The sequence below is a fragment of the Paenibacillus polysaccharolyticus genome, assembly GCF_900102085.1.
Lineage (GTDB): Bacteria > Bacillota > Bacilli > Paenibacillales > Paenibacillaceae > Paenibacillus > Paenibacillus polysaccharolyticus.
Genome location: NZ_FMVM01000004.1, coordinates 196,333 through 220,741, shown reverse-complemented (window position 1 = coordinate 220,741; position 24,409 = coordinate 196,333). Strand labels below are relative to the sequence as shown.

Annotated in this window: 18 protein-coding genes; 3 read left to right on the top strand and 15 right to left on the bottom strand. The window is 46.8% G+C overall.

The window, feature by feature from the left end; all coding sequences use genetic code 11:
* Positions 1-11 precede the first annotated feature (11 nt).
* The 5 genes from BLQ13_RS07485 to BLQ13_RS07470 all read right to left on the bottom strand — a co-directional run bounded on the left by BLQ13_RS07485 (position 12) and on the right by BLQ13_RS07470 (position 5,162).
* Complete coding sequence (locus BLQ13_RS07485) at positions 12-1,991, bottom strand: beta-glucoside-specific PTS transporter subunit IIABC (protein WP_090917692.1); 1,980 nt, start codon at positions 1,989-1,991, stop codon at positions 12-14.
* Between the two features lie 196 nt (positions 1,992-2,187).
* Complete coding sequence (licT, locus tag BLQ13_RS07480) at positions 2,188-3,039, bottom strand: BglG family transcription antiterminator LicT (protein WP_090917690.1); 852 nt, start codon at positions 3,037-3,039, stop codon at positions 2,188-2,190.
* Positions 3,040-3,328: 289 nt separating this feature from the next.
* Positions 3,329-4,159: a helix-turn-helix transcriptional regulator gene (locus BLQ13_RS07475; protein WP_244159247.1), complete on the bottom strand. Its 831-nt coding sequence runs from the start codon at positions 4,157-4,159 to the stop codon at positions 3,329-3,331.
* The gene (locus BLQ13_RS28765; RefSeq protein WP_244159246.1) at positions 4,135-4,467 is read right to left on the bottom strand and encodes a cupin domain-containing protein; all 333 of its coding nucleotides are present in this window, start codon (positions 4,465-4,467) and stop codon (positions 4,135-4,137) included. Before BLQ13_RS28765 ends, BLQ13_RS07475 begins: the two co-directional genes overlap by 25 nt.
* Positions 4,468-4,547: 80 nt before the next feature.
* Positions 4,548-5,162, bottom strand: a complete 615-nt coding sequence (locus BLQ13_RS07470; RefSeq protein WP_090917688.1) for a Type 1 glutamine amidotransferase-like domain-containing protein — start codon at positions 5,160-5,162, stop codon at positions 4,548-4,550.
* A gap of 116 nt (positions 5,163-5,278) precedes the next feature.
* Between BLQ13_RS07470 and BLQ13_RS07465 the strand changes: the two genes are divergently transcribed.
* Positions 5,279-5,902, top strand: a complete 624-nt coding sequence (locus BLQ13_RS07465) for a histidine phosphatase family protein (protein WP_090917686.1) — start codon at positions 5,279-5,281, stop codon at positions 5,900-5,902.
* A gap of 116 nt (positions 5,903-6,018) precedes the next feature.
* Here the strand turns inward: BLQ13_RS07465 and BLQ13_RS07460 are convergent, their stop codons facing one another.
* The 8 genes from BLQ13_RS07460 to BLQ13_RS07425 all read right to left on the bottom strand — a co-directional run bounded on the left by BLQ13_RS07460 (position 6,019) and on the right by BLQ13_RS07425 (position 19,072).
* Entirely contained in the window at positions 6,019-8,328 is a 2,310-nt protein-coding gene (locus BLQ13_RS07460; protein WP_090917684.1) for a rhamnogalacturonan lyase, read from the bottom strand.
* A gap of 936 nt (positions 8,329-9,264) precedes the next feature.
* Positions 9,265-11,706: a glycoside hydrolase family 6 protein gene (locus BLQ13_RS07455; RefSeq protein ID WP_208606758.1), complete on the bottom strand. Its 2,442-nt coding sequence runs from the start codon at positions 11,704-11,706 to the stop codon at positions 9,265-9,267.
* 518 nt (positions 11,707-12,224) lie between these two features.
* Positions 12,225-13,301, bottom strand: coding sequence for an efflux RND transporter periplasmic adaptor subunit (locus tag BLQ13_RS07450; protein WP_167375669.1), 1,077 nt, complete (start codon positions 13,299-13,301; stop codon positions 12,225-12,227).
* Between the two features lie 91 nt (positions 13,302-13,392).
* Positions 13,393-14,763: an ABC transporter permease gene (locus tag BLQ13_RS07445; RefSeq protein WP_167375668.1), complete on the bottom strand. Its 1,371-nt coding sequence runs from the start codon at positions 14,761-14,763 to the stop codon at positions 13,393-13,395.
* A 25-nt stretch (positions 14,764-14,788) separates the two neighbouring features.
* Positions 14,789-15,484, bottom strand: coding sequence for an ABC transporter ATP-binding protein (locus BLQ13_RS07440; protein ID WP_090917679.1), 696 nt, complete (start codon positions 15,482-15,484; stop codon positions 14,789-14,791).
* Positions 15,485-15,741: 257 nt separating this feature from the next.
* Entirely contained in the window at positions 15,742-16,899 is a 1,158-nt protein-coding gene (locus BLQ13_RS07435) for a hypothetical protein (protein ID WP_090917677.1), read from the bottom strand.
* Positions 16,896-18,362 (bottom strand): sensor histidine kinase, encoded by a 1,467-nt coding sequence (locus BLQ13_RS07430; protein ID WP_090917675.1) that lies wholly within the window; start codon positions 18,360-18,362, stop codon positions 16,896-16,898. The genes BLQ13_RS07435 and BLQ13_RS07430 overlap by 4 nt, the downstream gene beginning before the upstream one ends.
* Entirely contained in the window at positions 18,359-19,072 is a 714-nt protein-coding gene (locus tag BLQ13_RS07425; protein WP_090917674.1) for a response regulator transcription factor, read from the bottom strand. Before BLQ13_RS07425 ends, BLQ13_RS07430 begins: the two co-directional genes overlap by 4 nt.
* 211 nt (positions 19,073-19,283) lie before the next feature.
* Between BLQ13_RS07425 and BLQ13_RS07420 the strand changes: the two genes are divergently transcribed.
* Both BLQ13_RS07420 and BLQ13_RS07415 read left to right on the top strand, forming a co-directional pair.
* Entirely contained in the window at positions 19,284-19,760 is a 477-nt protein-coding gene (locus BLQ13_RS07420) for an RNA polymerase sigma factor (RefSeq protein WP_090917672.1), read from the top strand.
* Positions 19,761-19,980: 220 nt separating this feature from the next.
* Positions 19,981-22,788, top strand: coding sequence for a chitinase N-terminal domain-containing protein (locus tag BLQ13_RS07415; RefSeq protein WP_420848915.1), 2,808 nt, complete (start codon positions 19,981-19,983; stop codon positions 22,786-22,788).
* A gap of 125 nt (positions 22,789-22,913) precedes the next feature.
* Here the strand turns inward: BLQ13_RS07415 and BLQ13_RS07410 are convergent, their stop codons facing one another.
* Positions 22,914-23,174, bottom strand: a complete 261-nt coding sequence (locus BLQ13_RS07410) for a hypothetical protein (protein ID WP_090917670.1) — start codon at positions 23,172-23,174, stop codon at positions 22,914-22,916.
* 517 nt (positions 23,175-23,691) lie between these two features.
* Complete coding sequence (locus BLQ13_RS07405) at positions 23,692-24,315, bottom strand: hypothetical protein (protein WP_090917668.1); 624 nt, start codon at positions 24,313-24,315, stop codon at positions 23,692-23,694.
* Positions 24,316-24,409 lie beyond the last annotated feature (94 nt).

The window sequence follows — 24,409 nt, the reverse complement described above, 5'->3', positions numbered from 1 at the left end:
TCTGATCTGATTTAGGATCGAACAGATAACAGTTCCTCTGTGACAGCAACCGTTCCTTCTGACAGCAACGGCGTAATATCGCGGAATTGATCGGAGTTCGTCACCACAATTGGCGTGGTCAGCTTAAAACCTTCGTTCCGAATCTGATCCATATCAAATTCAATCAGTACCTCTCCCTTACGGATTCGGTTCCCTTGCTGAACCTTCTGAGTAAAATACTTCCCTTTTAATCTCACCGTATCTATGCCGATATGCATGAGAATTTCGACACCTTCGTCCGAGGTGACTGCGATAGCATGTGCACTTTTCATCGTGACCGACACGACCCCGTCTACCGGGGATACGAGCTGACCTTTGGACGGAATGATGGCTACGCCCTTCCCCATTGACTCCGAGGAAAATACGACATCCTCCACGTCATGAAGCGGAATGACCGTTCCTTCGAGTGGACTCGTAATCAGGCTTTCCATCGCAACGTTCGCGTCGATCCCAGCAGCATTTTGTTCCATTTTCCCCGTACCTGATCCAGAAATCAATTGCTGGTTACCTTCTCTTTCGTTTTGACGTTCATTTTTATTTCCACTTCCATTCTCGCTTGCCACTTGATGACTCTTGTCTTTCTGTACCTTCAGACCTTCAGCAACCTGATCATTTTTCTTGCTCTCGTAACCAAACAGCACCACACACAGGGCTCCGCCCGCAATCGCAGTCAACACGCCAATAATGTAATACAACATCGGACTCTGGGCAGGTAGTGTGAACACATTGAGGAAGAAATTGAACACAATCAACTTCACACCGAGATATCCCATCAATCCACCGGCAATGGCTCCAGCGGCTACCAGATAGATGAGAGTTTTGCGATAACGCAGAATGATACCATACAGAATAGGTTCAGTAACCCCGGACAGGATCGCAGACAGGAAAGATGAACCGCTTAAGGCCTTAAGATCTTTATCCTTTGTTTTCAGGAATACCCCGAGACCAATCCCCATCGAAGCCGCAACGGATGTTGCCGCAAGAGGTGCAATGAGATCGCCCCCAGCGCTCAGATTCCCCATAATAATAGGCACCGTTGCCCAGTGTAGTCCAAGCAATACAAGGAAGGACCACGTTCCTCCCAGAATAATACCTGCGATGACAGAGTTACTGTTAATCAGGAAATTAACAATATCCCCAATCCACTGACCTACATACTGCCCGAATGGACCAATCAACATGGCCGTGAGCGGTACCATAATGACAAGAGAGAAGAACGGAACCGCGAACAACTGCACATTTTTGTGCATGATCTTCTTTAAAAACTTCTCCAGAACCGCGTAAATGCTAACGGCGATAAACATCGGAAAGACCGACGAAGCGTAGTTCATTAGCGATACCGGAATGCCTAGGAAATGAGTTGTAGTTCCTGCTGCTGTCAAAGCCGTAAAATTCGGCTCCATCAATGCAGCCCCGATTGCGGCCGCCACATAAGAATTCACATTGAGAACTTTCGCAATCGTGATGCCGAGAAGAATCGGCAGGAAATAAAAGATTGAGTTCCCCGCAGCAGCCAATATCGCGTATGTTCCACTATCCACAGCAATCCAGCCTGCTCTTTCTAGAACGATTAACAGTGCTTTGACCAGACCAGCTCCGGCAAATACCGGGATTAATGGCGTTAGACTGCCCGATATCAGGCCAAAGATGGCTGAACGAATGCTCTTCTTTTCTTTTTCAGAGCTTGCACCAGAACCTGCTCCATCGAATTCCCCTTCTGCAACGATATGTTTGTACACCTCGGACACGTCATTGCCTACAACAACCTGAAATTGTCCGCCGCTTTCAACCACCTTCAAGATACCTGCTGTGTTTTCGAGTGTGTCTGCATCGGCTTTCCGATTATCGTTCAAGACAAATCGTAAACGGGTAGCGCAGTGAGTCAGCGATTGAATGTTCTCCCTTCCTCCAACGCGGTCTACAATGTTTTGAGCTAATTTGAGATGATCCATGTTGTTCCCCCCATACTTTGAATAATCACTACAATTCAGATCTCACTTCATCATTTCGGATGACATATTACGATGACAAAATAAAAACCTGAACTGAAGCTCGTTTACTGACCTTAGTCAATACACAAGCCTCAGTTCAGGTTTCGCCTGCCGAACAGTCACAATCCCTAATGTATAAGTTTGTATCAATATTTCTTCATTCTTCCGTCAGATCATGCTCACGGTTCGTGACCCGGTGAATGTGGAGCATGAAATAAACCATTTCCTCATTCGTTGTTATTTTCTCGTAGTTAATCTCCAGGTAGTTTCTAATCTTTTTCGCGCACGCGTACGATTCGGGGTACTTATCCTTTACATGATCGTATAAAGAATCTCGATCCTCCGGAATCAGCTCATCATGAAGAATTCGGTACGCAAAATAACGCAAATGTGTGAGGAAACGGCTGTAATTAATCGAGTTTTCGTCCAGTTTGATTCCAAAATGGTATTTCACAATATTGGCTAGATCGTTAACAATCTTCGTCATCTGATAGGTTTGTTTCATATCCTGCCCACGCTGCTGTGCATTCACAAAATGAAGGGCAATGGAACCAGCCTCATCCTCTGGCAACTTCACACCTGTTTTCTGTTCAATAATGTGGAGCGCCTTAAAGGCAACTTCATATTCGGCTGCATAGAATTTTTTGATCTCCCACAGCAAAGCATTCTTCACAATGATGCCTTCAGGGAACCTTCTCAGTGCGAAGCTGATATGATCTGTCAGGGTGATGTAGATGTTGTCACTGAATTTGAGAGCAAGCTGTTGTTCGGCATATTCAATAATTTCGTTCGACAACTCCAGATGTTCAGTTGGAATCTCACCAATCAGCCCCATCAGTTTGTCAGACGTTGCTTTTTCAACGACGAACTTTTTCTCTACTTGTGAAAAGTCGATAACATCACTGTTATGTTTGTTATACCCGATCCCTTTTCCCATCACGATCATTTCGTGCCCGTTATCATCCGTCAGTAAAATCACATTGTTATTAAAAATTTTCCTAATCTTCATCTGCATCACCCCCAACTCATCACAGGCTCGTCCCGTTAATATTTCATAAAATTCTTCGAAAAATCAAAATTCCCTATAAAAAAAACCTAAATTGAAGCAGTAACATGCACAACTCATGTTTACTACGAACAATTTAGGTATCGCCTGCCGAACAGTCACAATCCTGAATATATTAAATTACTACTACATTATCAACGAATGGGTTACTTCTGAACAAAGGATATCATGAATACCCTTTCAGTTCAACATTTAGTTTCTACCCTCCTGTTCCAGCACGGCGGCCCTGCTTCTACTCCAATTCCTCCGGGTAACTCCACTGAATTCGCTCCATGGAATCCCGGTATTGAACAGGTGTCTGGCCCGTATACTTTTTGAAAAGCATATGAAAATACTGCCTACTGCCCACACCCACATAGTCTGAAATTTCGGAGATCGGAATATTGGTCTGCTGCAGCAACATCTTGGCCTTCTCCATCCGTAGCATCGTCAAATAATCGGTCGGAGTCCATTGCATATAATTACGGAAAATGCGGTGCAAATACCCTGGATGTAAATTGACTGCTGCCGCGATATCTTTCATCTGAATACTGCGATCCATATTGTGATGCATGAATTCAATCGTACGTTTGACATAGAGCTCTGTCTGATCCAGTGCACTTCGTTCCATCTCGCCTCGCAGTCTTGCAATCCGAACGAGCAATTGGATAAAAAGAGTGCGTACCAGCATCCCCTGCTCCGGGGAGCTCAGGTTTCGGGCTTCACGATGAAGCATTCGCTCTTCGGCAGGAATCACCCGCATGTGTACAGGAGGAGGTCCAGATTTCGTCTGCTCTTGTGATTGTTCCAGTTCCTGTTTCTGTCCCTGCCCCTGTGCCTGTACCTGTACCTGTACCTGTGTCTGTACTTGCCTTTGCTCCAGCAAACCACGCTGATCCAGTTCAAGCACCAGGCTTTTCATCGTGTGATACACTTCTTCCGGGTCAGGCAAAACAAGATAAGGAGTAGATCGAGTTAGAAAAGCATGAACCGTATCCTCTTCCAGCGCAAGTTGCTTTATGGTAAGTTGTCCAGATGCAGTACGCGCAAAACCGAATTCTACATTGAGCATTCGGCACGGCACGGCACGCCATCCTGCACCAACAGCCGATGGGGAACCCCTGCATCCAGCAGGATGAACTGTCCTTTTTTCAACACCGCCTGTTCCGAGCTTCCATCTGCCATCCTCACATCCACTCGGCACATGCCCGTAATGATGTACATAATTTCCGTGGAGTCATGAGTGTGGTAGGACATCTGATAATCATCCCATTGTTTGTAATAATAAGCGAAAAAACGCGGACCCCAATCTTCGGTGCGAAGGCGTTCCTGAAAAAGACTGCCTGAGAAGGATGGTGTATGATTCGTTACTGATCCTGATCCTGTCCCCATCTCTACAACCTCCCTTCAAGCGCGATATGGCGTACAGATGTATTCGCTCTATTTTTGAATAAACATCATTGAAATCGACGTTAAATGCTACTAATCCGGTACTGGTCTCCATCTATGATAATAACCTCGGAGTTCGTTATAGGTACGAGAGGCAATGTGGACTGATACTCATCCATGACCTGAGCTGCCGACTCTACAAAAGGGGGACAACCCACATGCGGCACGGGATAAAAATCAACCGCATTCAGCCCTTCGTAACTGGACAAGTCCGGTGCTACCGCGCAATCATCCATAGCTTTCACATAGGCAATATCAGGGGCGAGAATGATGGAACCCGCCGACTCTCCGATGTATATTTTCCCTTCTTGGATGTGAGCCTGTATGTATTTCTCTGCTCCACTTCTGCGAAGCTCCTGTAACAGAAAAAAGGTGTTGCCACCCGACACGTAGATCAGGTCACTTTGTTGCAACTTGGTTGCTACTTCTTCAGAAGATGCCGTGGATACTTCCAACTCTTGTACGATAAGTCCCCACTTCTCAAGCTCCTTCCTGCCCGCATGTACATATGCATCATATGGTTCAGGAACGGCAGCTGTCGGAATAAAGGTAACGGTCCTTCCGTTTAACGTTTCTTCCAATGTGTTCAACAAGCTTGCTGTGTCAACAAAAGAAGATGACAAAAACAATTTTTTCATATTAATATCCTCCAAATTGTAATGGATCGAAACGTTCAGTTCCTATAAGCTTAGTATAAAATCATTATATCATGATCTGCCATTTCTAAATCCAATGTTGAAGGAGATTTCATGCGATGAGTACAACCTTTTATCTGGTCAGACATGGTGTCAAAAAAAGTGATATTGGAGACGTGCCACTTACTGCCGAAGGTAGCCGTCAGGCTCAATTGACCGCCCGGCATTTCTCGAAAGCTCCATATCCCATCCACCGGATCGTAGCGAGTCCACTCCGGAGAGCACAGGAAACCGCCGAAGCCATTGCTTCCCTTACCGGGTCTGACGTCTCGGAAGATGCACGCTTGCGTGAACGAGCGAATTGGGGTGATGATCCCGAGCAGACTTTCGAACAATTTGTAGCTTTATGGGACCAGTGTACCGCAGACCCGGAGTTCATTCCACATGTTGGTGACTCCGCCAAACAGGCAGGCACGCGGCTGGCCTCTTTGCTCGGCGAACTGGCAACACAGGCGCCAACCGGCAGTCATATTGTATTGGCTACCCATGGCGGTCTGATTACCGATTTCCTGGTGCAAACGTTTTCCGAACAAGAACTGAACAGATGGCATCCGAATTTCCTGGTTGAGCAGAAACGTCTCGTTCCCGAGTGTTCCATCACCAAGTTACTGATTCAGGACGGTCAATATACGCTGGAATCATTTGCTTCCGCAACACACTTGACTGAAGACATCGAGAAGTAGTTGGATGTACAAAAAAAGCTCTGGAATCTCTCTGCGTGATCATTACACAGAAGCGAATTCCAGAGCTATTTGCGGTTAGCTTACATCATTTCTCTTTCTAATCTGAGCGGACAGTCTTATTTATCCCCTTTGCCTTTCCCCGGAGTATAGAAGTTCGGCAACGTCACCTTCGACCAATCGATATCCGATGCCATGTAGAAGGAAGGATACGAAGGCTGGTTATATCCGCTGTTCTGTCCAGCAATACCTACACGATACATCGCATCATGCATGAGCGTATAGAGCTTGCGATCTGTTTTCTCGGTGCTCAGATAGATGCGGATCGCTGAACTGTCGGCTGTACGCACCAGCATCTCCTCACGCCAGTCTCCGAATACATCGGCAACTAGCGAAGGTGTACCTTTCGTGTGATTGTTGGTTAAGGTTCCCGTCGCGGTCAGCACTGTGCCGCGTTTCCAATCCTTGATCGTAGGCGTAACATCGATGGCACCGTCTACGATTTGGGTGGTCATGTCGGCGGCCCAGCGAATGCTCATATTGGTTCCGGGCGCCTGATCACTTATTTTTTCACCCTGTGCCGTCCATAATCCGACAGCCCATGTCTCCAGCCCGCGCCGGGTTGGATCGACATCTCCGACCATACCGCGTCCGGTATCTTTGCCTGTATATCCGCCATAAATGACTTCTCCGGTCTTCGCATCACGCAGGGAATATCCGTACGGCGCCCAAGGTCCGCCCTCATGTACCATAAAGATCTCCAGTCCCGGGCGATCCGGGTCGATATCTGCCACATGCAGTGCATCTCCGTGTCCTAGACGGGCAATCGTTCCCGGTGCAGCACTCTCGGGCGGCATCACATCGGTGGAACTATATAACACACTACCATCGTGGTCAATCGTAGCCGAACCATAGATAATCTCCTGTTTGCCGTCACCGTCTACATCCGCCACACTGAAATAGTGTGCTCCCTGTGTTGTAATCGAACCGTACTGCGGATCTGTGCCATCCACACCGTGCGGCCCGTCATTGAACGGATTTTTCATCGGTGTCCAGCCACTGTCTACCATCCACTCTTTTTTCAGTTTCTTGCCATCCCAGTTGTAGGCAGCCATGGTGGAGCGAGTATAATATCCGCGTGCAAAAATCGCAGACGGTTTCTTGCCATCCAGGTACGCAACCCCAGCCAGGAAACGGTCTACCCGGTTTGCCGGTTCAATGCGTGCCATCGCATAATCGCCCCACATCAGGCCGTCATCATGACGTTCGGGTTCATACGGGACGGTCTGTAATTCTTTTCCCGACTTGCCTTCAAATACGGTAATATACTCCGGCCCGTCCACAATAAACCCTTCGAACTTGCGCAATTCATTGCGGGCGCTCCGCTGCGGTGCGTATACATCTATAAAATAGTCGGCCAGACTTTCCGCATCCTGCCGGGATAACGGATAGTTGTACTTCTTCTCGATTCCAAATGCCTCTTCCAGTGTCGCAGGCCAGTTTCCTTTTACAACCTCTTCGTGTTTATGCCAGTTCCGGAACATATCGACCACATGGTCATAGTACCCTTCCGCACTGAGGCGATAATCGTCCTCGTGTGTCACCCCGGCTTTGCGATCTTCCTTCGGCAGTGTGATGTACTTTTGTGAGGTTGGTTTGCCCTTTTTGTTGTACTTCATAATTTGTGTGCCCGGAGCGGTCTTGAACATCAGTTCAGCCTTGCCATCTCCATCAAAATCATAGACAAGCATCTGCGTATAATGCGCTCCCGCACGAATGTTAACCCCGAGATCGATCCGGTACAACAGCTGACCGTCCAGCGTATAACAATCAACGTAGGTATTACCGGTATATCCTTTTTGCGATACGTCCTTAGCATTGGATGGGTCCCATTTCACAAAAAACTCGTACTGACCATCCCCATCCACATCACCAACACTCATGTCATTGGCACTGTAGGTGTATGCTTCACCCGCAGGTGTCACACCGTCAGCCGGCTTTTGCAAAGGAATATCCATATACCCGTTCGCCCAAGGTTTGACGGATGCGCTTCGTTTGCTTTCTTTACCTTTGTTATTCACGGCGGCAACTTCATAACGTGAAGATGTCGTACCTGCGCTGTCCACATAGTTCGTGCTGTCTGTGACCGTTGCAATTCTTTTACCATCCCGATAAACGTTGAAATCCGTCCCGGTCAGCCCCTTGTCACTGTACCCTGTTGCCTCGTCCCCAAGCAATCTCCAGCTTAGAAACACACCTTCGGACGTCGAAGCCGCTACCAGCCCGCGATCCAGCTTCTCCAGTTGAATGCTTTTCCCCTGAGATTGAGCTTGGGATTGTGAAGCATCCGCTCCACTGATCCCGGCGGTTCCACTAAGAATTAAAGCCAAGCTGAGTGCAGAAGAGAGCACTTTGGCCCCGAGAGGCATGCGTGATCGTTTTGACCTATGAGTGCTAGCGCTCTTCTTTTGGCTGACATTCGTACTGACATGGGTTCTATCGTCAGTGCTGTTACTATGTTTAATTCGATTATCTTCTACTGATCTTAAGTTCATCAACCTTCACTCTCCCTGGTTAGAATGGGTAATGATACTTCTACCTGAACATGTTAATGGTCTGGTCAATTTCGTGTTCATACGAAGATCAGATTCGTGCTCATGTTAGGTCAGGTTCATTTTCATACATCAAAGGAAAAATGGTTGCGCTTACATTATGAAGCGAAATGAAATTCTAGAAAGAATTTAGTTGGCCTGACGTACTTCCTTCTCCAGTTCCTCCGATCCCCCTTCCACGCCTTCACTTTCTTCGTAGCAAGAGTTACCATCCATCGGGTACTATTATAGACATCCTTACCGCCTAACCATAGGCAAATATCCGTGCAAAACGATCAATATTCAGTGTATCTCGGTCAGAGTGTACAACGGTGAATGATGAAAAATGAAAATTGAACAATCTTCAAAGGCTTATCATTATAGCTCATTCTTCCAAACCGTCGGATAGCGCTCCAAGCTTATTTATCCTATTATGCTTTTTCAACAAACACGTCCTTCTAAAAAATTCTAACGATCTCCACGGAGCCTATTCAGTCGTTTTCAACCACTTTTGAATTCTAACGATCACCAGTGACCTTATTTCCTCCCAAACAAGGCATATTACATCGAAATCACCAAAATTCCTCGAAATAGCGTCGCTACGGATCGTTAGAATTTCATCATGTCTCTTTTTCACCAAATAAGCTCCCCTGTGATCGTTAGACAAAAACAGAGCTGCCCCCGGTCAATGAATGACCAGAAAACAGCTCTGTTTTGATAAGTTGTGCGTACACTCACACGTACCTTAGCACTAAATCACCAAATGTATGACCTTTAAGGCTCAATTCCCCATACAAGACTGCCGTCTTGATAGAGTGTGACTTTATCCCAATCCTGATAGGATGTTTTCGTTGGGTCATAGGAATAGTCATCGCTCTCGTCAAAGTTGGACCAGTCCGTTTTGAACATGCGAAGCTGAATGTCTCCGGATTGTCCGCCCGCAGCAATGCTTCCTGCGCCGGACTTGAAGCTCAGCTCAACATATCCATCTCCAAAGGTACGGTCGATGTTGGCTGCGCCAACCACTGCCCAGTCAATGGCAGAATCCATCGCCGCCGAACCTTCTTTGGTGAAATAATAACGAAGTTTCAAATCACTCAGATCCACTGCAGTGCTGCCCAGGTTTTTGATGTTGAACAACGGTCTGATCTGGTTATCCGTTGCATTGGTATCCCCTGCACGATATTGCACCACCAGATCACTAGTTGGTACAACCACACCCGCTGGTGTCGCAGAGGCTACAGTAGAATTAGCACTTTGCCCAGCTGCATTCACCGCACTCACCACATAATAGTAGGTTGTGCCATTGGTCAGCGAAGTATTGATATACGACGTTGCAGTTACATTGGATGCAACCGTCGTGAACGGACCCGCTGCCGTCAGAGCACGTTTCACATTATAGCTGGTCGCACCTGCCGAAGCTGTCCAAGCCAGACTCACCTGTGCATTGCCAGCTGTTGCTGTCAACGCTGTTGGTGCCGCCGGAGCCGTTGCAACTGATGCCGGTGTTGCCATAGCAGATGCAGAGTTCACACTCTCGCCTGCTGCATTACTTGCTGTCACGACATAATAGTACGTTGTCCCATTCGTCAAGCCCGTGTTGGTGTAAGTTGTTCCGCTGACATTGGCAGCAACCGTTACAAATGGACCGGATGCCGTCAGCGCACGTTTCACCGTATAACTCGTCGCACCTGTCGATGCCGCCCATGTCAACGTCACTTGAGCATTACCGGCCGCAGCTGTTAGTGTAGCAGGAGCTGCCGGTGCTGTGTTTCCACCTGGAGGGTTGCCTCCACCATTCTCAGAGAGTACAGGGAAGGAGTTCTTCACCAGTTGTACGAACTGATCATGGAACCAGTGACCTGATACCGGCGCGTTAGGCAATGCACCAGTCAGCACCCCATCTTTCGTTGTATACGTTGGATCACACATCCGGTCGAAGCCTTTACCCTCATTGTTCGGAATTTCGGAACTGGAGCCATCGGATTCACCTGGAGGTTTCACCCATACATAGGCATCCAGATGCGCTGGTCCCGGAGCTGCCTTCGGTGCTTCTCCGATACCTGCTCCGCTTGCATTACACCAGTTCCCCCGGTGCTCACGGCGATCCACACGACCAGAATTCACATAATCATTGATATTGCTGCCTGTAGCTGTAGCTGGACGATTCACACCGCCCCATCCGTTACGGCTGGTATCAATAAGGAAACCCGTGCTCGCTGGCCATCCTGCCTGTACGAAATCGGCATACAACTTCGCTGTGAAATCGGTTTCGTCAAAATAAGGATTCCATTCATAGAACTTAGCTGAACGGATCGGTTGTCCACCAATGTTCAGATCCGGATTAGACAGGTTTGGTTCAGCCAGCGGTGTAGTATTGGCAGTATTCGTAATGAATCCATCCGCACTGCTCAGTCCACCCAGCGTATCCCCGACTACATCGGTATAGAGGGCGACCGCTCCAGAACGGTTGTTATCCCATCCGAGCCAGCCGGAGTGACCGATATCGAGATAGTTGTATACGTTTGGAATCGCATGGAGCTTGTCGAGCGTATATTTAATCCCGGCTTCATAAATCCCCGTTGAAGCCGCTTGACCACAAGCTGGTGTGCTCAGATTGGTTACCAGGTTAGGCAAACTATCTGGCTCAATAACAGCGATAATGCGGATGTCCTGATATTTGGGATCAGCAAAAATATCTGCAATTACGTCAATGTAATCCGTTTTATACGTTTGCAATGCTGCCTGGGTTAAAGGAAGCTCCCCGTTAGAAGCGAGGGCATGGCAGTCCCGACCCGGCAAGTTGTAGATAACGAAAGACGCCGTAATAGGTACGCCTGGCTTCTTCTGAGCGAGAACCGCATCCAGATGCTCTTCCACGCTCTTGCGACCAGCATTCTCAGCCCCGCCATAGATGGCTGCAATACGGTCGATCCATACCGCAGTAGGGTAAGATTTCACCGTTTCCATCTTCGCTTTCAGCGAAGCATCACTGGTAATTGCAATAGAGGTGTCCACAAGTGCAGAGTAGTCCTCATTGAGATAAGCCGTGGCGCCCACAAATGGATTGTTCACATGCGCCTCCGCTGCCTGTGTCACACCTGGAGACATGCCAGGGAAGATCCCTGCTGCAAGCAGCGCAGCTGCCATCATTTGTTTTACACCTTTACGCAGCAGCTTCTGGCCTCTTGATTTGGTTTTCAATGTTTTCTTCATAGTTCCACCTTTCCCTTAGATAAGATTGGTCTCGACTCATGTCTGCTGTTCCTCTGTGTAGAAGCAGGATGCATGGCACAAAGTGCATGAAAAAATGTGTGGTGTTTCGGTCACCTCCGTAATTAAAAGGGCTGAAGTCAAAAAGCAAATAAAAATAAACGTCGGGTGTTTTCAGTAGAATTGCTGTGTGAGCTTGTGTGGGGGTGGAATCTTGAGAGTAAACCGTGGTGGAGTAGTTAAATCATCATCTTGGAATTGAAGTGTGAAGAGAACGTTGAATGCGAACTAACTTTGCGTAAGCGCTTTCCATTAAAACTTGAAAAAAAATGTGATCTCGCGTATGACTGCTTGTTCACCTCCTTATAGTGTGATTATACGACATGTAAATATTACTGTAAATTGAATTATATAAATTAAATTATATTTTTTTCCACATAAAAAGAAGGAATTTGCTCCTCTCTGTCGCAACAAATAAAGGTTCATTACGGCACGAGACCGCAATGAACCTTCACATCCCCCTATGGAATAACAACAACATCCCCTGGCTTCAAACCACTAACAACCTCGGTTTTATCTCCGGATTCCATGCCTGTCTTAACCGCCTGCTGCTCCGTCTGTCCGTTCCCTTTATCCACTAACACGTAAGGTTCAGGCTGATCACGCATAATGGCGAGACTCGATACGGCAGTCACCTTGTCCTTGCGCATCGTTTCAATGTCTCCTTCCAGACTGACACCTCCATACATGCGAGCATCCGGCTTCAGATCGATGACAACATCAAACTGAGAGGCCTGCTTCAGATCGGTATCCGTACTTTTCCGGGCAAATTTGGATACCTTGCTTACTTTTCCGGTAAATTTCAGATCCTTCTGCGCACTCATGCGCACCTGTACCGGCATGCCCTCCTTCAGCTTGAACATCTCTTCCTCACCGACAATAGTATTGAATTTCATTTTGCCCGTGTTCGTGATTGAGCCGATTAACTGCCCTTCCGTAACGGCCCGTGTTTTGTTATCCTGCTCATTCAACTGAAAGATCCCTGTGGTCGCGGCATGCACCACTGCCTTGCTCATAACATCCTGCTTCTTGCGGATTTCCTGCTCTTTGAGAACCAAAGCCTTTTGGCTAAGTTCGTTCGCCAGACGTTTGCTCTCCCGGTCCGCGAATGCTTTTTTACGTTCCTCTTCCGTCACACCTAATGTTTCGGTCATGCCGGCCTGGTCGATGCTGATCTGATTCATCTCCACATCTAACCGTGCTTTGTCCAGATCACTCTGCATCTGACTGACTTCTGTCTGTAATGCCGACGTATCGAGCGTGAACAAAACATCCCCTTTTTTCACTTGTTCTCCGTTCTTGACATGCCACTGTTTAATGTTGGAAGCATACGGTGCAAACACGTCCGTCTGCTCGGTATAGACCGATTTCCCTTTCACTTGGATGGTCTGTGTCATCGTCTCCTGTGTCACATCAAAAGTGATAGGCGGAGGAGTCTCAACGGGTGCTTCCGGCTGGGGTTTGTATTTCTCATATACCCAGTACCCTGCACCTGCCATAAGTACAATCGTAGTGATGATGCTGATCCATTTCTTCATGCTTAGTTCCCTTCCACTGAAAAGTTTGAGTCTGTTCATATCTCCAAATGTTCCACGTTCAGCCATGCACGTCAGCCTTTCCGTAGATCCATCACATCGATTTAATCACACTTAGCGCATTGGTTCGCGATGCACTGATGGCTGGATAGATACCCGATACCACACCGACAAGTACGGCAAAAACAATCCCCAGCGGCAATGCCGATTGCTGAATGATTACTGTCATCGGTCCGCCCGCCTGATCCGCCATCTGACTTGCGAGTAGCTGGTTCACCCCGCCGAGCGCGGCAAAGGCAATCCCAACCCCAGCCACACCGCCAATGAATCCCAGCATGGCTGCCTCCGCAATAAACATCTGACGGATCTGCCACAGGTTGGCGCCAAGCACCTTCATAACCCCGATCTGCTTACGCCGCTGATGCGTGGACATGATCATTGCCACAATAATGGACAGTGAAGCCAGCACCATAATAAAACCGCCAATACCGATGGCTGCTTTCTGGTACATCGCAAGCTGCCCAGCCATGGCTTCTTCCTGGAAAAGATTACTTTGCGTGTTTAACGTCAGCTTTTTGATCTGCTCTTCCACCTGAGCCACATGCCGTTTGTTATCCACTTTCACTAATGCGGAATTAAGACGTTTGAGCGCAGGGCTGTCAGCCTGTTGTAGTCCAAGCTCATCTTGCAAAGCACGCGCCGTATCCAGCGGAACATATACTTTTTTGTCATTCTGAGCACTCATATCATCCATATTGGACGGTTTGGCTAGTTCACCCGATACACGTATCGTTCCACTCATCTTGGTCTTTCTGCCATTCGTAAAATCCTCATACCGAAATTGTATACGTTGCTGCATCAGTTGATCCTGCTTCATCATCATCTCATTGTACTGTTGCAAAAGATCATTGTTATAGGGATCGGAATTCAACTGCTCAAACAGCTTTTGAGTCACTTTGGAATCAATAAAGCCGTAGGTCGCTCCATAATTCACAATTGCAACTCGGCCATTTCCAGTTCCGCTGCCCTGTGCATATTTGTATCCGAACCCGCTCAACGTCTGCATCTCGGTTCCAATCACTTCCACGTAGGAGCTGCGCCCATCCGGAAGCACCATATCGAGCGCATCCAGTTTCAGCATAGGAGCCACAGCGACAACGTGAGGAAGGCGCTGAATAATCCGAATTTTCTCCATCGTCAGCGCGCCGCGTTCAAACTTACTCTTCGTGCCTCCGCCGCTTCCATTTCCCGTTTTGATTCCCTCGTTCGGGCTGATCGTAATCTCGTCCATCTTGTAGTTATCATTCAACGTTTTCTCGCTGTATGTCTGTACCGACTGCCCCACACTCAGTGCAATAATCATCGCTGCCGAACCGATTGACAGACCGATCATGCAGAGTAATGTGACCACTTTGCGCCGAATGATCTGTCCCCAGGCCATGCGCACTACGTCCCGTATTCTCACTGTTCCTCTCCTTTTACATGAACTCTCATACATGCTGCAACTGGGCAACCTGTTGCTGTTCAACCAATCTCCCCTGCTGTAACGTCAGTACAACCTGCATCTGTTCAGCCACCTCGGCTTCGTGTGTCACAATGACAAAGGTTGTTTTCATCTCTCTGTTCAGTTGCTGCAAAATGGAAAGAATCTCTTCCTCGGTCTCTGTATCCAGATTACCCGTCGGTTCATCTGCGAAGATAACCGAAGGCTCCGTGATGAGCGAGCGGGCGATACTGACCCGTTGCTGCTGACCACCTGATAACTGCGACGGAAAGAGATTCGTCTTATCGCCGAGCCCCACTTGTTCTAGTAGGCGAAGCGCCTTTTCTTTACGTTTGGATGGTCTTATTCCCATAAATACCAAAGGCAACTCTACATTTTCCCGGATCGTCAGATTGGACAACAGCTCGTAGGATTGAAATATAAATCCAATGTGACTACGCCGAAACTCCGCCAGACGATTCTCACTGAAACGCACAATATCCTGTCCTGCGATCCAAATCTTGCCTTGTGTTGGCTTCATTAAACCAGCCATCAGATTCAGCAGTGTGGACTTCCCTGAACCTGAACTACCCAGCAGCGCAACCATCTGCCCCTCTTGAATCGTCAGATTAATATCTTGCAGCACGGGAACATCGCCCTGTGCATTGCGGAAGGCATGGGATACCTGTTCAACTTGAAGCATTCGTGGCTTGTCTTCCTTTCCATTTCCTGATTATGTATTTCTGTGTATCTCACTTTATTATAGTGCGCAGATGTATCGGGGCAGGACGCAGTTGTATCCAACTTGTAACATGTCAACACAAAAAGCCCTGCGGCAGAGCGTACAATGCTTGCCCGCAGGGATATATGTTCTTTCTAATATCTGAATAAAACTAAGGCTGTGGCAGCAAATTCTCTACATGAATCGACCTCTCGCCGGGTAGTGCTCCTGTCATAAACCTACCATGCCTTAAAGCTAAAACGATACAACTCACTCTTGCTGGCGGTGCTGCTTGCCATGAACAGTTCTTCCTCAAACCATTTCAGCTTGATAAAATTGTTGATATTCCGGTAGATCACCGTATCAGAGGACAAGTTCTGATCATTGAGGAAAGCAATATGAAGCTCATTTTTCTGATTTTCCAATGTATTCAGATAAGCAATTCGGGATTCGTCCGCGCTCAGATCAAAATTCCAGAATGTGCCCTTGGCCAGCAAGTTCAGCTTATTTTTTTCCACCTGATATCGATATAGTCCCTGCACCTGATTCACTTCACCCTGAAAGATCATATCCCCATTTTTCAACAGATGGTATTGCTGGATATCCTTCGATCTCAGGTATAAGGACACGTCCGGATTTTTCTCCAGCGACACACGATAGACGGCAAAATCATCCTTGTGCATGACCAGAACATAAGCCTGCTTCATATCCTGACTAATCTCAAAACTGTCAATAACGATGTAATTCTTGCCCGACTTATCCTCATGTGTCTCTACTCCGACTTTCTTCATCATGACCTCATCGGAAAACAGGATCTCTTCTTTGCCCGTTCTCAGATCGGTCTGAATGAAACCACGATCATCATGACTGATGGATGTGTCGTTACTGAGAAACTCCCTGAAATAGGAATGTTCCTTGCCTAGTTTGGTTCGTTCACCACTTTTCATATCGTATATAAAAGCCGTGCGCTGGGCTTGTCCCGAACGATACTGAGCATACATCAGCTTGGTTCGATCCGGGCTCAGTACAACGCCAAAATCCGTGTTGCCACTGATCTCTTTCACCTGGTTATCATCCAGATGTAACTTGAGCAACCGCAGTCCTGTATACGAACGTTCGGTACTGTTAACAACAATCGTATTCCGATCCCCCATATCAAAATCATAAATAACAAAATCATTCGGAATTTTAGTCGCTGACTCGATTTGGATTGTACTGCTCGATGGGGGCGCGAGACGACTGTTGAATTGCTCACCAGGCAATATCACAGTACGTGGTTTAAGGTGACTCATGCTGAACAGACTGCCAATCCCGAATATCCCCCCGACAAAGGCAATGAGTAGCCCGGACAGCATCAGCTTATCGCGATGTTTACGCCAAAAGCCGGTATATTTCATGTGTTTCGATCCCCCGGCAGGCGGATATGGACTTGCGTCCCTTCCCGCATGATGCTTTTCATCTCCACTGTTCCTCCATGACGCTCCACAATGTTTTTCACAATCGACAGCCCCAGGCCGGCACTGCCTTTTTCGACACGGTTCATGCCCTTATCCTGGTAAAAGGGTTCAAACACATGATTCAGGGCTTCTTCACCGATGCCTTCTCCCTGATCTCGAATCATAATGGCAATAGACTGTTCTTCCCGCGAGGACTGCACTTCAATGATCGAATTCACATCACTATACTTGACCGAGTTATCCAGTACGTTCAGGAATACCTCTTTCAGCTTGTCCCGATCCCCCCGTACATATAGCTCTTCTTCAAGTTCATAATGAATGCCGATATTGTATTTGCCTGCCTTGATCGACATGTCCTCACACGCTTCCCGAATAACTTCCGAGACGTCAACCCGTGCAAAACGGTAGTTCTCAATCACTGCCGAAGACACGGACACTTCCAAAATATCCGCAACCATCGTATTCAGACGACGGCTTTCCTTGATGATATAATTCATGCCCTTGTCGAAGAAATCCGGGTCGGTGAATCCATTATCCCGCAAAATCTGCGCATAGCCCAGAATGGTCGTCAGCGGTGTTTTTAATTCATGTGTCACATTGTCAAAAAAAACCTTGCTTCGTGCCTGTACTTGTTTCACTTCGTCCCGTTCTCGCTCAATCACATCGATCTGCTCTCTTACCCGGTCAATCATGACCGTGAAGCTCGCCGCCAGTTCCCCAATCTCATCCTTCGTGGCAATCTGAATATCCGCATTCAGGCTACCTTGAGCCACTTCGGCAGAACGCTTTGTCAGCACACGAATGGGCTGTGTAATTTTCCGGGAAATAAAAATCGAAGCAATGAAAACGAACACAAATATCGTCGCTGCGAACAGCTTAATTGTATCCTGAAAGCGCATATTGCGTCGGTAAAGATCCGTATAATCCTTTTCGAGTTGCACAATGCCGACAAGTTGCTGGTCACTCTGAATCGGAAAAGAAAGGCTTGCGACAACCCGTCCTTGATCCACCTTTGTCGTATAGGCAATGCGAGATTGCATCGCTTCTCTCAAATCCTCTATCTCTGTATGTTTGACCAGTTTCCCTTCACTGGTGCTGGAGCCATACATAGAGGCATCGGGACGATAGAGCGTAATGCTTCCACCCACAGCAGAGCCAATCTGCTCTTTTAATTCCCGGCTGCCTGCTTCCAGCGAATCTTTGCTGATCCGTTTGTTATGTATGAGAAAGTACTGATTCAAGGCGATATCCAGATTTTTTTTGGATTGCACCATATCCTCTCGCACTTCACGATACATATTCTCTTGAGCAACCTTGTTGGACAGAATTAGCAGTGCCGAGAAACCGATAAAAACGATCACCGAGAACAGCACAACCATCTTGAACTGAATCGTCCATTTCATGTCTGCACCTGAATATTCAGCTTGTACCCTACGCCAAATACCGTTTCAATCATCGATATGCCTTGATCGCCGCTATCCAGCTTTTTGCGAATGCGCTGAACGTGGATGTCCACGGTACGCGTATCTCCTGCAAAATCAAATCCCCACACCTTGTCCAGCAGCTCTGAACGTGTATGTACTTTGCGGTGGTGGTTCACGAGGAAGAGTAGCAGATCATACTCCTTGTTGGTGAGCCCTGCCCGTTCTCCGTCCTTCCACACCTCGCGCTCATCCTTACGAATCTCGATATGTTTGCCTAACCTAACGACTTCGTAAGACTGGTTCTCCAGCGTTTCGCTGATGAGATCGATCCGGCGGAAAATAGCCCGGATGCGGGCAACCACTTCGCGGATATCAAAAGGCTTTGTAATGTAATCGTCGGCCCCCAGTTCCATACCAAGCACCTTATCCAGCATATCGGACTTTGCCGTAATCATGATTACCGGGATTTTGGAATTCACAGACAACTGTCTGCACACATCGAAGCCGCTCATATCGGGCAACATCAGGTCAAGTAGAATCAGATCGGGCCTCGACTCCCGCAGCAAATTCAATCCTTCCCTGCCCGAAGCCGCCTCCTTGATCTCGAACCCTTCCTTGCGAAGCGAATAGGACAATATATCGCGAATGGACTCTTCATCTTCGATGATTAATATCTCTTTTGGTCTCATAATACATTCGTAATCTCCCTGCTCTATGAATTTCATCTGTCTATATTCTGTATCCCAAGCCGACTGCTTGAACAGAGGAAATCAAGAAATGTTACAACTCCGATACAACTCTGAACCTTTTGGAAACAACCTCCCGCTATACTGGCATTAACAGAACGCCAAACGGACCGGAACCAAGGTTTGATCCATATCCAAGGGGGATTCACATCTTATGAACCACACACAGATTAATGATGCTTACATTAACTATAAATCAGAAATCACCAGGTATCTATCCCAAATCGTCAAACAGCCGCAGGATGCGGAAGACTTGGCGCAGGATTGTTTTATCCGTCTCATGAACGTCACTGTCCATATTCCTGAAGACCGAATTCTCTACTATCTTAAACGCATCGCCCGTAACCTGGCTATGGACAGCTTTCGCAGACGTACCCGGACCTTACGCCGAGACAGCCGGCTGGAAACCCCTGCGCACCATGTTGATACTCCTCAGATGGAGATTAATGAAGGAGTTAACGAAATTGTCTCCCATATCCACAATACCGAGCATCGCAAAATTTTGGAGCTGCGCCTGATCCATGGGTATTCCATTAAAGAAACAGCCCAGATGGTGAACCGCAGTGAAGGCATGATCAAATCTTCCGTTTTCCACGCCGTCAATCGTATTCGTGCCAAAGTCATCTCGTAGAGATGGCTTTTTTACTTTGCGTTCCCCTACTCCGTTATCCACCACATTATTATTTCCATTCCTGTAATAACCAATAATCCAAACGACCTATTCATATGACGAAATACCTAATTTTACAAAGTTCGATCTAATTTTTACAATTTGTTATGACTATGTGAGATTTTCATGTGGTAGAATATGGACGAACTCATGAATCAACTAATATTTGGGAGGGATTTGGTTGGGTAAAATGAAACGTTTGCGGGGAGTTTGGTTAAAATCACTCCTGGCATTATCCATGGCTTTGCCACTTCAGATCGGATTATGGAACGGAGATGCTTCGGTTCATGCGGAAGGACCGACAGACCCGGCACCATTCATTCAAGCCAAGGTCGTTAACCAGAACGCTGGTAAGAAAGTGCTGTTCGACAATTCGCACGGTCAGACTGCCGGAGCAGCCGATTGGGTTATTGACGGTGGCTTCTCGGATTTCGGTAATGCTCTGGCGAACGACGGTTATTATGTAAAAGAACTGCGCAAAACGACACCTTTTACCTATGATGATCTGAAAGAATACAACGTATTTGTCATTGCAGAACCTCAAATTCCTTTCAAAACGTCTGAACAAGCGGCATTGAAACAATATGTTGAATCCGGCGGTAGCATCTTCTTCATTGGAGATCACTACAATGCCGACCGTAACAAAAATCGCTGGGATGGTTCTGAAGTCATTAACGGCTATCGCCGCGGTGCATACGAAGACCCAACCAAAGGCATGAGCACAGATGAGCGCAATTCAGCAGCCATGCAAGATGTAACCAGCACGGACTGGTTGTCCGATAACTTCGGCGTACGTTTCCGGTATAACGCACTCGGGGATATTAATGCCAATATCATCGTACCTGCGAATCAAGCATTCGGCATTACCGAAGGCGTATCTGCGGTAGCGATGCACGCAGGCTCCACGCTGGCGATCACAGATCCGGAGAAAGCCAAAGGTATTGTGTACTTGCCAAAAACCAATGCCAAATGGAATAACGCCGTTGACCAAGGTGTATATAACGGTGGCGGTATCGAAGAAGGTCCATATGTGGCTGTATCCAAACTGGGTGCAGGTAAAGCGGCCTTCATCGGTGACTCTTCCCCGGTGGAAGATGCATCCCCGAAATATTTGCGCGAAGAAACAGGCACACGCAAAACGACATATGACGGCTTCAAAGAAGTCGATGATGCTGTATTACTCGTGAATACGGTAAACTGGCTGGCGACACAAGAAAACTATACTAAGCTGTCCGAAGTAAACGGCCTTACATTGGATACAGCTACAGCGCTGTTACCATTCGAGGAGCCAGCGGCTTCCACTGAACCGCAAGCTGAACCTTGGGCTGCGCCTGCGGCCGGATACAAGTGGTATGATCGTTCCACGTTCAAGCCAGGCTCTTATGGCGGCCCTGCATCCAGTGCTAACGCAGCTTACAGCTTCGTGAAGCAAGATACATTGCCGAATGCCGAGGACTTCCAGATTCGTGTGGTTGTAGAAAATATGGCTCCAAACACTACCGTTTCCGGGTACAGTGCAGGTATTTATCTGACGGGTGGAACACAGGTAGCTATGATCCAGAATGATAGCGGAACATGGCCAACTTCATACGGATACAGCTCGGCGTTTAGTGTAACGTCAGATAGCAAGGGACGCGGGATCAAAGATCTGAATGTACGCATCAAACCAGGCACGAATGGCAACGCCAGCTTACGTCTGCGTCTGAACGGTAGCAACCTGATTACCAGTGCGGTAAGCATTGCTAACGTACCGGCACAGCCACTACCAGAAGAACAAGGTCCAATTCCAGCAACCATTAGCGTTGCCGAGGCACGCACCAAAGCGGCTGGCACTACAGTTACCGTTGAAGGTGTTGTCACAACGAAACCGGGTTCTTTCGGTGGACAAGCCTTCTATCTTCAGGATGATACAGCGGGAATCTACGTGTTCCAGCACACGAGCGGATTCGATGTAGGTGACAAAGTGAAAGTGACTGCACCCACAACGATCTACAACAGCGAGTTCGAATTAACCGATGTGGTTGCGATTGAGAAAACTGGAACCGCTTCTGTTCCAGCTCCAGCGCTGGTTACAGCCATAAATGATGCGAATCAAGGTCAACTCGTTCAATTGAAAAATGTAACAGTTCAGAACATCATCAGCGCTACACCAGCCGGTTCATTTGAATTTGATGCGGTAGCTGCGGACGGGACAAGCACACATGTGCGTGTGGATACGCGTACCGGTGTGAGTGAAACGACTTTCCCTTATGTTGCTGGTGACAAGATTGATATCACAGGTGTGTCTGCCATTTTCAAAGATGTCTATCAATTGAAACCAAGAAGCTTGGATGACGTTGTAGCTTCGGAAGAACAAGGTGGAGGCGAAAACCCTTCTACTCCAGCCGAAGGAGCGCCGGGTAAACCGGTGCTTTCTTCCGATAACGGACATACCACCGGGCTGTCTGATGGTTCATTCAACGTTAGCATGAATCTGTGGTGGGGTGAAAATGCCACCGAGTACAAGCTGTATGAGAACGGTGTCCTTGTGGATACGCAAAAGTTAACAGCAACTTCCCCTTCTTCACAGTTTGCTAAAACGGCGATTAAAGACAAAGCGAACGGAACCTATACGTATGTTGCCGAGCTGATCAACGACAAAGGTGCTACTCGCAGTGACGAGTTAACGGTTCAAATTGCGAACGCGGCTCCAGGTAAAGCCGTTTTGTCTCAAAACAACTGGGACGGCGATGGCAACTACACCGTAACGATGAACCTCTGGTGGGGAACCAACGCAACCGAGTATCGCCTCTATGAAAATGATGTACTGATCGATACGCAAGCGTTGAACGCTGCTACACCATCTGCTCAAACGGCAAAAACCGACCTGAGCGGTCGTGCGAACGGAACATACACGTATCGCGCGGAACTGATCAATGCCGCTGGCGTAACTAACACGGAAACCGTCACGGTACAAGTCAGCAAAGCTGCTTTGCCATTGGCGAGCTAGTCTAGTAGTAAGCAAGCTTAAAAGCAATAACGAAAAACCGAAACCAGTCCGGCGGCCAGAAACAGGCGGCGGTGGTTTCGGTTTTTTTGTAGTTTTTTTAGGTCTTTGTCGTTTTTTGAATCAGCTCATCTGAGGCGTGGATTTTCATAGCCTTCTCTTACAAAAAGAATGCTGTTCCACACCGCACAATAAGCCGCAAAGGCCAAGATACCAATGACAAAAATAAGGTTCATCTGCGTAAATGAAGCGCCGCTACCTATAAAAATAATAAGAATCGCACTGAGTCCGATATTTTCCCGGTTATGCTTTTTAAACTTCTGAAAGATCATTCGGTACAGCAATATAAGCACCATAAAGACGATCCATATCAAATAAAATGTTTCCATAGCATAGTTACCTCCTTGCAAAAAGGTCGACTTTAACGTTAAAAGTTAACGTGTCGAGCCATATATCCAACATCATTATGTACGTTCCAACTTGTCCAGCGGCTATATTCAACAGGCAACACCGACACGATCTATTACTCTCGCCACTACTTCAATTGTAACACAGACAAAATTCTAATTTTACCAATATATCTAATTTCTAAAAATTAATGAACCACATAAAACCAAATATCTAGAATGCGATAAACAGCTACACGATCATTTTAATGACACATATTCTTTTTTTCTCTTAAGGAAATACACCACAACAACAAATGGGAACAGCGTTAGCGCCATGTTCAGTATAATACGAGTCCTCCAGCAATACTCAGAACGCTCGTTAGAATCAACAAAATAATCCGTATAATAGCCCACGCCCCTTTGAGCATCGGTATCTTATACGGATAAATGAATGATAACTAGAAATTCTTGCGAGCGGGAAAAAAATATGTATAGTTAATTCTGATTTTAAATTCAGCTACCTACAATAAAACTCATTTGTACAATATATTTCTTTTCCCCTGTCAATTACAACTGTTACATAATTATCTTCCGCTTGTCCCCTAAAAGTTAGCTTAACATCCGTCTCAAATGTTGTATTAACAAATGGCTTTACCTCGTTTTTTTCTATATCTTCTTCTTGTATTTTTCTCATATAAACAACGGTTCGTATGACTTCGTGATCGGTCCGGCCTTCACTTTCTTTCTGGTCTATGACAAAAGGCAAGTGTTGTTCATCAATAATGTGCTGCACTTGACTTTGAATCTCCGATTGGACATGTTTCGAAGGCGTTCTAAAAAAGTCGAATACTGCACTTTGATATGGTATTAATATAAAACTCATTACAAAAGATGCTACAAAAGAAACGATAATTGTTTTTTTTATTGCATGCTGTTGCTTCTTGTTAAGAACATATACCGCGACAACAAACGGCAGAAGAATTAAGGCAAGTTTGAGAAGAGTCTCGCTTTTAGGCGGACCAATGAAAATACGAAATCCACCATCGTCTATAGATAAAAGCAGTATAAACAAAAAATAGGCAAAAACTCCCCCTCCTCCAATACTCAATATCGATGCAATAATAGGTAAAATAATTCTCAAAATGAAATTCACCTCCTTCTCATATTAAAATCGGAATAAATTACAAATAATTGAATAGAGAATTAAGCAAATTGTACAACTATTTTTACAAATT

What these genes read in the sequence shown, in the direction of transcription:
- BLQ13_RS07485 (WP_090917692.1), bottom strand. Translation starts at nt 1,991, where the DNA reads ATGGATCATCTCAAATTAGCTCAAAACATTGTAGACCGCGTTGGAGGA.
- licT (WP_090917690.1), bottom strand. Translation starts at nt 3,039, where the DNA reads ATGAAGATTAGGAAAATTTTTAATAACAATGTGATTTTACTGACGGAT.
- BLQ13_RS28765 (WP_244159246.1), bottom strand. Translation starts at nt 4,467, where the DNA reads ATGGGGACAGGATCAGGATCAGTAACGAATCATACACCATCCTTCTCA.
- BLQ13_RS07470 (WP_090917688.1), bottom strand. Translation starts at nt 5,162, where the DNA reads ATGAAAAAATTGTTTTTGTCATCTTCTTTTGTTGACACAGCAAGCTTG.
- BLQ13_RS07465 (WP_090917686.1), top strand. Translation starts at nt 5,279, where the DNA reads ATGAGTACAACCTTTTATCTGGTCAGACATGGTGTCAAAAAAAGTGAT.
- BLQ13_RS07460 (WP_090917684.1), bottom strand. Translation starts at nt 8,328, where the DNA reads ATGCCTCTCGGGGCCAAAGTGCTCTCTTCTGCACTCAGCTTGGCTTTA.
- BLQ13_RS07455 (WP_208606758.1), bottom strand. Translation starts at nt 11,706, where the DNA reads ATGAAGAAAACATTGAAAACCAAATCAAGAGGCCAGAAGCTGCTGCGT.
- BLQ13_RS07450 (WP_167375669.1), bottom strand. Translation starts at nt 13,301, where the DNA reads ATGAAGAAATGGATCAGCATCATCACTACGATTGTACTTATGGCAGGT.
- BLQ13_RS07440 (WP_090917679.1), bottom strand. Translation starts at nt 15,484, where the DNA reads ATGCTTCAAGTTGAACAGGTATCCCATGCCTTCCGCAATGCACAGGGC.
- BLQ13_RS07435 (WP_090917677.1), bottom strand. Translation starts at nt 16,899, where the DNA reads ATGAAATATACCGGCTTTTGGCGTAAACATCGCGATAAGCTGATGCTG.
- BLQ13_RS07430 (WP_090917675.1), bottom strand. Translation starts at nt 18,362, where the DNA reads ATGAAATGGACGATTCAGTTCAAGATGGTTGTGCTGTTCTCGGTGATC.
- BLQ13_RS07425 (WP_090917674.1), bottom strand. Translation starts at nt 19,072, where the DNA reads ATGAGACCAAAAGAGATATTAATCATCGAAGATGAAGAGTCCATTCGC.
- BLQ13_RS07420 (WP_090917672.1), top strand. Translation starts at nt 19,284, where the DNA reads ATGAACCACACACAGATTAATGATGCTTACATTAACTATAAATCAGAA.
- BLQ13_RS07410 (WP_090917670.1), bottom strand. Translation starts at nt 23,174, where the DNA reads ATGGAAACATTTTATTTGATATGGATCGTCTTTATGGTGCTTATATTG.